The sequence below is a fragment of the Dialister sp. CAG:357 genome, from assembly GCF_000435155.1.
GTDB classification, from domain to species: domain Bacteria; phylum Bacillota; class Negativicutes; order Veillonellales; family Dialisteraceae; genus Dialister; species Dialister hominis.
In genome coordinates, this window is sequence record NZ_FR896456.1 from 15,821 (window position 1) to 25,577 (window position 9,757).

The 9,757-nt window shown below is 52.9% G+C and carries 7 protein-coding genes; 3 read left to right on the forward strand and 4 right to left on the reverse strand.

Annotated features, from left to right (window positions below):
- Positions 1-116: 116 nt before the first annotated feature.
- Positions 117-1,130, forward strand: a complete 1,014-nt coding sequence (locus M3200_RS07520) for a DUF58 domain-containing protein (RefSeq protein WP_022382919.1) — start codon at positions 117-119, stop codon at positions 1,128-1,130.
- A complete protein-coding gene (locus M3200_RS07525; RefSeq protein ID WP_022382920.1) occupies positions 1,127-3,469 on the forward strand; it encodes a transglutaminase domain-containing protein in 2,343 nt (780 codons plus the stop codon). The genes M3200_RS07520 and M3200_RS07525 overlap by 4 nt, the downstream gene beginning before the upstream one ends.
- A gap of 79 nt (positions 3,470-3,548) precedes the next feature.
- Here M3200_RS07525 and M3200_RS07530 read toward each other — a convergent pair whose 3' ends face one another.
- The 4 genes from M3200_RS07530 to M3200_RS07545 form a co-directional block, all read right to left on the reverse strand.
- Positions 3,549-4,523 (reverse strand): AEC family transporter, encoded by a 975-nt coding sequence (locus M3200_RS07530; RefSeq protein ID WP_022382921.1) that lies wholly within the window; start codon positions 4,521-4,523, stop codon positions 3,549-3,551.
- A gap of 12 nt (positions 4,524-4,535) precedes the next feature.
- Entirely contained in the window at positions 4,536-5,510 is a 975-nt protein-coding gene (locus tag M3200_RS07535; protein ID WP_022382922.1) for an AEC family transporter, read from the reverse strand.
- A 282-nt stretch (positions 5,511-5,792) separates the two neighbouring features.
- Positions 5,793-6,482 (reverse strand): response regulator transcription factor, encoded by a 690-nt coding sequence (locus tag M3200_RS07540; RefSeq protein ID WP_022382923.1) that lies wholly within the window; start codon positions 6,480-6,482, stop codon positions 5,793-5,795.
- On the reverse strand, positions 6,457-7,941 hold the full coding sequence (locus tag M3200_RS07545) for a sensor histidine kinase (RefSeq protein WP_022382924.1): 1,485 nt from the start codon (positions 7,939-7,941) through the stop codon (positions 6,457-6,459). The genes M3200_RS07540 and M3200_RS07545 overlap by 26 nt, the downstream gene beginning before the upstream one ends.
- Positions 7,942-8,221: 280 nt before the next feature.
- Here M3200_RS07545 and M3200_RS07550 point away from each other — a divergent pair, with 280 nt between their 5' ends.
- Positions 8,222-9,703 carry an ArnT family glycosyltransferase gene (locus tag M3200_RS07550; RefSeq protein ID WP_022382925.1) on the forward strand — a complete coding sequence of 494 codons (1,482 nt, stop codon included), beginning with the start codon at positions 8,222-8,224 and terminating at the stop codon, positions 9,701-9,703.
- Positions 9,704-9,757: the final 54 nt, after the last annotated feature.

Sequence of the window (9,757 nt, forward strand, 5' to 3'; positions counted from 1 at the left end):
CGCTGACCCACCGCCTGACGCTGACGGGCGACGCCCGCTTTGCCGGAAAGACGCCTGGCTCGGTCCTGGCTTCCATCCTTTCCTCCGTGCCGCGCCCCTCTCTGAAGGAGGACTAAATGAGGCGCTTCCTTTATATTTTCATCTGCATCGCGGCGATCTTTGTCATGACGATCTATGACCTGTATGCAGCCTTTCTCATGGCCGTCATGCTCATCCTTGCGCCCCTGCTTTCAATCCTTCCGATGTACTGGATCAGGAAACGGCTGAGACTTTCTATCAAAGTACCGGCCCGGCTCCTTCGCGGCCACCTGGCCGAAGCACAGCTGACACTTGAAGGCCCGTTCCTTTCCCTCCTTTCATCGCCGGAAGCACTCCTTGGTGCGGAAACGTCCGATGAGACAGTCTCCTTTGACGGCGGCATCCGTTTCATCTTCCGCCGCACGGCTTCCCACTGCGGACGCTTCGACATGGGCGAGGCGCATATCCGCTGGACCGATCCCTTCGGTTTCCATACATTTACCCTCAATGCGGGAAATGTATCCATCATCGTCCTTCCGCTCAAGATGGGTGAATACAAGGCAACGATGAAGACGCTCCGCCTCATTGCAGGAAGCGATGAACCGGAACGTTTCGGTGCCACGCTGTACAAGCCGGGCGACAATCCGCACCTGATCAACTGGAAGGTGACCGCCAGAACAGACGATGTCTATGTGCGTGACATGTATCCCGCCGAAGGCACGAACCTGGTCCTTGCCGCTGACTATGCCAGAAAACCGGATGAACGCGACCTCCTGTGCGACGCACTCTATTCCGCCGGCCTTGCCCTCTGCGCATCCCGCATGAATTTCCTCTTCGCATGGAATGCAGGCACAGGCTCGGTCATCACACAGATGATCAGAAATCAGGAAGACTGGTCCGATGCCATCGCCTCCTTCCTGGCAGGCGGCAGGAAAGACGCTCTGAAAGCAGGCGGCCTTTCTCCTTACGTCCCGATTCTCTATATGACAGATAATCCGGCGCCTTCCGTTTCCCCGTCCCTCCACCCGGTCATCTGGTGCACCAGGGATTCCAGGGAAGCGCAGCTTTCCGGAAAAGACGCGATCATGCGCGCGATGGGAGGCGGAACATGACAAGGAAGTACGTTACCATCTCCTTCATCTCCGCGCTCGGCGCCTTCGGCCTGATCCATCTGGTCTTTTCCCTCATCGGATCCTACGGCTACCTCATGGGAATCAGCGGCGCCTTCATCGTCTTTGCGCTTTCCGTCCTGACGATGGCGGCCGGCTTTCGAAGAAGGACCGCTGTCCTCCTCATTTTCTTCATGACATTCCCGACAGCGCTCCTCCTCTCCTACGGGACGCTGTACCAGAGTGCCCTTTCGGCTTCGATTCCCTTCATCCAGAATCTGAACGAAGCCTACAACCTTGATATGGAAGTACCAAAGCTCCTCATCCGGTTCAGTCCGCTGCCGGCTAGGACCTTCCTCCTCATGGCGATTTCCTGGATCTTCTTTTACGGTTCGACCGCAAGGCTCGGACGCGTCATCGCGACGCTCCTATCCCTGGCCGCCATTCTTTTCTCCTTCTACTTCGGCTTCGAACCGCCGACGCTTTCCATCATCCTTTTGGGCGCTTATGCACTGACGACGCCTGCGATGCTTGGAAACAAGGGCCAGGGCGATCCGGAAGTCGGCGCATTCATTGCCGCTGTCATCCTTGGCGCTGCCCTCTCCCTCGTCATCCCGCCTTCCCGCTATGAGCAGCCCCGTCTCCTCGCCCGCGCGCAGGACACGATCCTCTCCATGACGGATCCCTATGATCCGATCTTCTACGCAGGCAATGCCTACACGGGCATGATGAAGGGAGCCGGCACCGGGAAACTGGGCGATACACAGGGCGTGCGCTACACGGGCCGCATCATTGCCGATATCGAATCGGCCGGCGCGACGAAGCGCATGTACCTCAGGAGCTGGCATGGAAGCGTCTATAAGGACAACCAGTGGAAGGAACTTCCGGCCGGTGATTATGACGACGTCCTTACCCTTTTCAAGGGAAATCAGGGAGAATGGTACGACCAGGGCGCATGGCTCATGGAAGTCGTTTCCAGAAGCCCTGCCCTTTCGCAAAGCCTTGAAAACTACCTGCCTGAAAGAGTGAAGGTGCCGCTCCTCAAGAAGGACTTCGCCGTCGATGCCGTCTACGACAAGAGCCGCTACTTCCTGCTCCCGTATGATGCCAGCTTCGGCGCTCCTCTCTTTGATTACGACCGCGCGCCAGTCAGCCGCGAAGGAAAAGCATACAGCACCTATGTCTGGGACTATCCGGAAGGCGCCGTCCTTTCCTTCTATGACAATGAACGGACAGGCGATGCCTACTTCAGGACATATGAAAACGGCGAAGCGCTTTACCGCAATTTCGTCTATGCCCACTACCTGACTGTGCCGGATGAAGTAAAACCCGCCCTGAAACAGGTGGAAGGACTGACGAAGGTCACAACGATGGCTGAGAAACGCGCCCGCGTCGAACAGATCCAGCGCTTCTTTGCCAAGAACTACAAGTACACGACGCACCCGGGAAAGACACCGGAAGGCAAGGATTTCATTTCCTACTTCCTGACGGAGAGCCGCGAAGGCTACTGTACTTACTTTGCTTCCGCCGCTGTCATGATGCTCCGCGAGTCAGGCATTCCTGCCCGCTACGTGTCCGGCCTTTCCGTCGATAAGAATGAAATCAACGGTGCTTCGCTTTCGCCGCAGGGCCTTCACAAGCTTGGCGTCAATGACCGCCATGCCCACGCATGGGCAGAAGTCTACGTCGATGGCATCGGCTGGCGCCCCTGCGAAGTGACACCTGGCATCGAAGGCGCAGAAAACCCGTTCCCGAATCAGGAAGACAAGAAGAGGAACAACACAGGTGCCCCTGATGCACCGTCGGATCCGAAGGATTCCAAAGGAACGATGCCTGATAATAACGGACAGAAGGACCAGCAGCAACAGCAGCAGAGCCAGTCTCAGCCCCAGCCCAAAGAGCAGCCGGCTCCCAAACAGGCCCAGCAGGTTTCTCCTCGTTCCTCCCTCCTTCCCGTCATCATCCCGGTCATCATTTTCTTCTTTCTCCTTTCCCTCTATCCGATCATGAAGATGAGAAGGGTACCGAAGATCCTTGACCGCGCCGTGAAGGACAAGAAAGGCTTCAACGACCTTCTCGACTACATTTCCCGCCTCTCCCTCTGGGCAGGTATCCCGGAAAACGCATCGTATGAAGAAATGAAGAAACTTTCCCTCGACCCGAGATTTGAAAACTTCGACAGGATGCTGGACATCCTCATCCATGCCCGCTTCTCCGGAAGACCTCTTTCCGAAGAAGAACGGATGGAAGTCACGGACATCGTCCGCGCCGCCAGAATCCGTTGCCTTGAAAAGCTTTCTTTCTTCGAGAGAATCAAACTTCGCGTGAAAGGGATACTGTAAGCAATAAAGCAACAAAAAAGATGTGCCACCGCAATGGGTGCACATCTTTTTTTAATGCTTATTCATTGAATCCCTATCCTCAGATCGGGAAGAGAAGTCTTGCTACGAAGATGGTTCCTGTCATGGTAATGCAGGAGAGGAACGTACTCATCATGACGAGCTCGGTCGCAAAGTCTTCGCAGTTCTGGAATTCGACAGCGTACAGGACGGAATTGACGGCGGCTGGAACGGACGACATGATCAGAATCGTCTGATTGACGGCCTGCGAAAATTCGATGCCGAAGAAGCCCCATACGTGAATCAGGATGTACGCGGAAATCGGAGCAAAGATCAGGCGGATGCCGCTTCCGAGCCATGCGTCGATATCCCCGAAGGAGACCTTGCTCCTGTGGATCTGCATGCCAAGGGCAATCATGACGATGGCGACAAGAGCCGAGGCGCAGTTCTGAAGTACTGGCCAGAGGAAGGCCGCGCGCATATCAAAGCCGATGTACTTGATGAAGAAGACAAGAGCCAGCGTATAGACGACCGGCATGTGGAAGACGACGGAAAGGGCGTCTCTCGGTGTCAGTCTCCCTTTGCCTGCCTGATACAGGCCGATCGTGTTGAGCGTCATGTTCATTTCGACGAGCATCAGTGTGGCTGCTGCCAGTGCTTCCGCAAGGTAGGGCGTCTTGCCGTCAATGACGTAGGGCGCATTCGTGAAGACAAGAGCAATCAGCGCAATGCCGATATTTCCGCTGTTGGAAAACATAGTGCCGTTCTTGAAAGCTTCTATTTTTGACGGTGCGAAGCCGCGCAGCGTTCCGACGAACCAGGCAAAAATGGCAATGACCGCCATCTGGGCGCATGCCAGAAGGAATACGTTGAACATCGCCATATTGAATTTGGCGACATAAATGCTGTAGAAAATGAAGCATGGAAGGACGACGTAGAAGGTCAGCTTGGTGAGCGATGCGACGTTCATATTGAATTTCCTGTCCATGAGGTATCCGATTGCCACGAATACGAGAAGCGGAAGGATGTTGTCTGTAATGATCTGTAAGAATGCCATATCGTTCCCTCCTCAGCCTGCCAGCGGGAAAAGAACCCGCGCGAGGTAAATCATGCACGTCAGCGTCAGAGCGCCGGCAACCGTGCTGAAGAGAACGGACTGCGTCACAAGGCCTGCATCCTCACCGTATTCGACGCCGTAAATGATGAGCGCCATAGAAGACGGGACGGCTGCGCAGATGAAGAATACCTGCGAAGCAATCGGGCTGAAGGCGCCGCCAAAGAGAGTCAGGACGCCCCATGCAATGGCCGGACAGAGGATGAGCTTATTGAAAGACGTGGCAAGGATGAAACGGTCCGGCTTCCTGAGCTTGCTCCTGTGAAGCTGAAGACCGATCGTGACGGTGACAAGGACGATAAAAGCGCCATTGAAATGCGTGAGGACCGGCCAGAGGAAGGTATGCTCGAGATGGATGCCTGCGCTCCTGACAAGGATGGCAAGGATGGCCGCATAGAGGGCCGGCATCTTCACCATGAAGGAGAGGACTTCCTTGACCGTCGACCCGCGGCTTCTGATGAGCGCTGCGCCGAATGTATTGACGACAATATTCATGACAATCATGATGATGACCATCGTCCCCATGGCTTCAGCAAGATGCGGCGCGCTGCCAGCTTCCGTAGCAAAGGGCGGATGCGTGAAGATCATGACAGCCAGAGCTGCTCCGATATGGCCGGCATTCGAGAAGGAGGAAACGGCTTCAAAAGCGCCCTTTTCCGCCCCTCCCAGATGAAACATATGCGCCATTCCCATCGAGAGGAAATACATGACCGCCAGAAGGATGAGCACCGCAGGAATCATCAGAAGATCATCCGATTCGAAGTGGTACCGGTACATCGTGTAAAAAATGAAACAGGGCAGCACGACCCAGATCGTCAGGCGACTGTACGTCGATATGTCGATCTTGAACTTGCTGTCCAGAAACACCCCTGCCCCGATGAAGGCAAAGAGCGGCAGGATATCATCCCACAGAATCTGAAGTAGTATCATAATAACCTTTCTTTCCAGAATGTAAAGAGTGCTTTCATGTACTCGAAAAGCACGGGCAGAGCCTGACAAATTTAGGCCGGCTGGTCCCGCGTCCTTTCCCAGGAATGAAACCTGAATCAACTATCACTGTACCATTTAGTATACAACGATTTTACTTTCGAGAAAAGAATTCACATAGAAATTTCGATACTTCTCCCCCTGTTTCTTTTCAGGAAGCCGAAAATGTAAAAGGCTGTAACGAAATGATTGTACATTTCGTCACAGCCCTCTGATTAATGTCTTTTACGGTTTGAATTTATATCCTACGCCCCAGATGGTGATGATGTGACGTGGATTGGCCGGATCTTTTTCCACGGTTTCACGAAGCCTGTTGATATGGACCGGCACGGTGGACGTATTTCCCAGGGAATCAAGGCCCCAGATGCGCGTATAAAGGGATTCCCTGCTGAATACGACATCCGGATGTTCCATCAGGAATTCAAGGAGCTGGAATTCCTTGTTCGGAAGTTCCTTTTCCTTGCCGTCGACCCAGACTCTTCTCGTATCCGGTTCCAGCATGATGTCGCCGAGCGTGATGCGCTTTGTTTCCTTCTTCGTCCCCTTGAGACGGTCATACTGCGCCAGCTGCGCCTTGACCTTTGCGACAAGGACGCCCGGGGAAAACGGCTTTGCGATGTAGTCGTCCGCCCCATAGCCAAGGCCGCGGATCTTGTCGATATCTTCCCTCTTTGCCGTGACGAGCATGATCGGCTTGTCTGTCTTGTCGCGAAGCTTCCTGCAGATTTCAAAGCCGTCCATGTTAGGAAGCATGACGTCTAAGAGGAAAAGGTCATAAATGCCCGTCAGCGCTTCGGAAAGCCCCTTTGCGCCGTCTTCCTCGACATGCACCTCGTAGCCACTGACTTCAAGGTAATCCTTCTCAATGGAAGCAATATCATCATCATCTTCAACGATCAGTATTCTCTTTGTCATGGTCCCCCTCCAATGGATATGAAATCGTGAATGAAAGCCCGTGCGGCTTTCTGTTTTCTACTTTTATCTCGCCATGCATGAGGCTCGCAGCACGGTTTACGATGGCCAGGCCAAGCCCGCTGCCATTTTCCGTCCTGCTCCTTGCCTTATCGGTCCGGTAGAAGGCTTCCAGAAGACGCCCAAGCGCCTCTTCCGGAACTCCCGGCCCGTCATCCGCCAGATTGAATATGGCTCTGCCTTTTTCCTTCCTGACGGTCACAAATATTTTGACCTTCTCTTCTGTCTTGTACTTCAGACTGTTCGTCACAAGGTTTTCCATAATGCGTTCCAGGAGTAGATGGCTTCCCTTGATCGGAACATTGTCTTCCAGGAACGTTTCAAATTCAGCCCCGCTCTTCTCCCAGCTGATCTTGTTCTCATCGATGATTTCCTTCGTGAGATGCGACAGATTGATGGATTCCTGCGGAAGGACTTTCTCTCCGACGTCCATCTTCGTCAGAAGCATCAGCTGCTCGATCATGCGCTCCAGGACGTCTGCCTTCTTCTGGATGACAAGGAGGTACTTCTTCCTTCTTTCAGGCGTATCGGCCACATTGTCCAGAAGCCCTTCGACGTAGGCGCGGATCGATGTCAGAGGCGTCCTTATATCATGGGAAATACTTGCGATGAGTTCTTTTCTCTTCTCCTCGTCCTTCTCCCTTTCTTCAAGGGACTCCTTCAGCTTCTCGCTCATCAGGTTGAACGCCACCATGACGGGCGTGAATTCATCGAACCTGTCGTAATGGAGATGAATATCCAGATTTCCTTCCTGGATTTCCTCAGACCCTCTCTTTAATTCCTTCAGCGGATTGACAATCCTTCTGATAAGGAAGCGGGACAGGAACCAGCTCGTGCCGAGGATGAAAATCACAAGGCAGATGCCGACGAATTTATTCGCTTCCTGGAAAGCCTTTTCAATGGCATTGTCATTCCTGCCGACAGGCTGGCGCGCAGCGACATAGAGGTCATACTCATGACCGCGGATCAGCTGCCGCTCCATATAGTCATAATTGCCGTTTTCCGTCAGGCTGAAAATGCTGTTGGACTTATCGATTCCAATATTATCCCTGATTCCCAGACGCATGCGGATGATGTCGCCCCTGAGCGCTTCATTGCCGTATCCGTAAATCACTTCCCCGTCACGGGTCAGGATCACGTACGTCTGCACCGGGTCCACAATATCCACGAGCCACTGGAAATCCTGCGGATCCCCTCCATGGCGCATCGTATGGAAAATATCCATGCTGAGCGCCCTTGTGATCGTATCAAACTGATAATCGCTTTCCGGCATGACATGGTTGCCTGCCTTCGCATACAGGATCAATCCCGCGAGGGATGAAGCAAGCACGAAAAGCGTCATGATGATAGGAAGCACGCATACCAGTATGTGGGAAAGAATCATCCTCATTCGTATTGTCATGTCCATCCCTCTTTCCAGAAGTCCAACATTTTCATGGACTTTCTTATCTTAATGATACGCATGGAAAAAACTTCATGCAAGTTCCATTTTATCCTATTTATTTTTTGTTTAAGATTTTTTGTCATTTCCTTGAAGACCGCCATGTATGCTTGGTATAGAAAAATTTGGGAAAGAGTGCGGAAAGACCTTTCCCATGGCGATGATTATTTTTTCTTTCCGTGTGACCGGCCGTATGATACGCTCCTGACCGGCCCGCAATTGTATCCTTTGGAGGCGCTTCATGTCCAAATTCATTCGCAGTCATCCCTATGCGGTGCTGCTCATCCTGTCGCTTGTCCTGTATCTGGCAGGAAACAACCTTCTGTCCGTCACGGATACGGCAGAAGCCAATTATGCGGAAACAGCCCGCGAGATGGTCCTGTCCGGCGACTGGATTTCCCCTCAGATTTACGGCCGTTTCTGGTATGACAAGCCAATTTTCTACTACTGGGAACTGGCAGCGTCCTTTGCCGTCTTCGGATTCAACGAAGCAGCTGCGCGCCTCCCGGCTGCCATCATGGGCACGGCGTCCCTTCTCTTTACTTACTGGTTCTCCAGAAAAGTATACGGAGAAAAGATCGGCTGGCTCTCCGCCCTGATCTTCGGTGTTTCCGTAGAAACATGGATCCTTTCCAAATCCGTCATCACGGATACCACGCTCTACCTCTTCATGAGCGCTGCTGTCGCCTTCTTCTATCTGGGATATGCAGAAAACAGGAAGTACTACTACCTCTGCTATGTGGCAGCCGCTTTTGCGACACTGACAAAGGGACCGATTGGAATCCTTCTCCCGGGTCTTGGATGCGTCCTCTTCCTTCTCTATAAGAAGGACATCCGTGAAATGCTCCATGTCCACCTGATTTCCGGCCTCATCCTCTTTGCTCTCATCGGAGCTCCCTGGTACGGCATCATGTGGCATATCCACGGGAATGATTTCATCCTGAATTTCCTCGGTGTCCACAATTTCCTCCGCGCTACGGTTTCCGAGCACCCGTCCCATAATACATGGTACTTCTACATCATCGTCTACCTCGTAGGCTTCCTTCCCTGGAGCATCTTCATTCCTTATTCCCTCTACAAAAGATGGAAGGAAAGAAAACTGGACTTCAGGAGCGCCAAAGACGCTACCCAGCTCCTTGCCTTTTATGCGCTCGGCGTCTTCGTCTTCTTTGAACTGATTGCCACCAAGTACACGACATATACCTTCCCCGCCCTCTTCTCCATGGCGATTCTGACAGCCATCCTTTACCAGAATATTTCCCTTCGCATCGAGAAAGCAGCGCTTGGCACATTCGTCGTACTCATCGCCCTCACCTTCCTGGCAGCGCCTTCCATCATGCTGAAGCACTCCGGCAAGGAAGTCGGACTCGCTTTAAAACACATGAATACAGGCGAAGCCCCCATTGCCTTCGTCGGTGACTACCGTACGTCTTCCGTCTTCTACAGCGGAAAGGATATTTACAGAGCAGTCCCGAGAGATGAGATCGACGACCTCGAACCGGGCGGCCTTTCCTGGCATGCCAAGAACGTCATGCCGTTCATGTCCTACGAAACACTCCTGGTCAGCCCTGACAGCGTCATGATCGTACAGAAGAAAGAGGACGATCCGTTCGTTAAGGAATACACAGACCGCGAGAATGCCTACAGCATCCAGGTCCCTGGCGCCTATACCATCTGGGTCTCTGATGAGCATAAAACCATCCAGCCTGTCAATTACAAATAGTGATTTATGTATATCAAAAGGGGGCTGTGACAAAATGGTTAATCATTTTGTTGC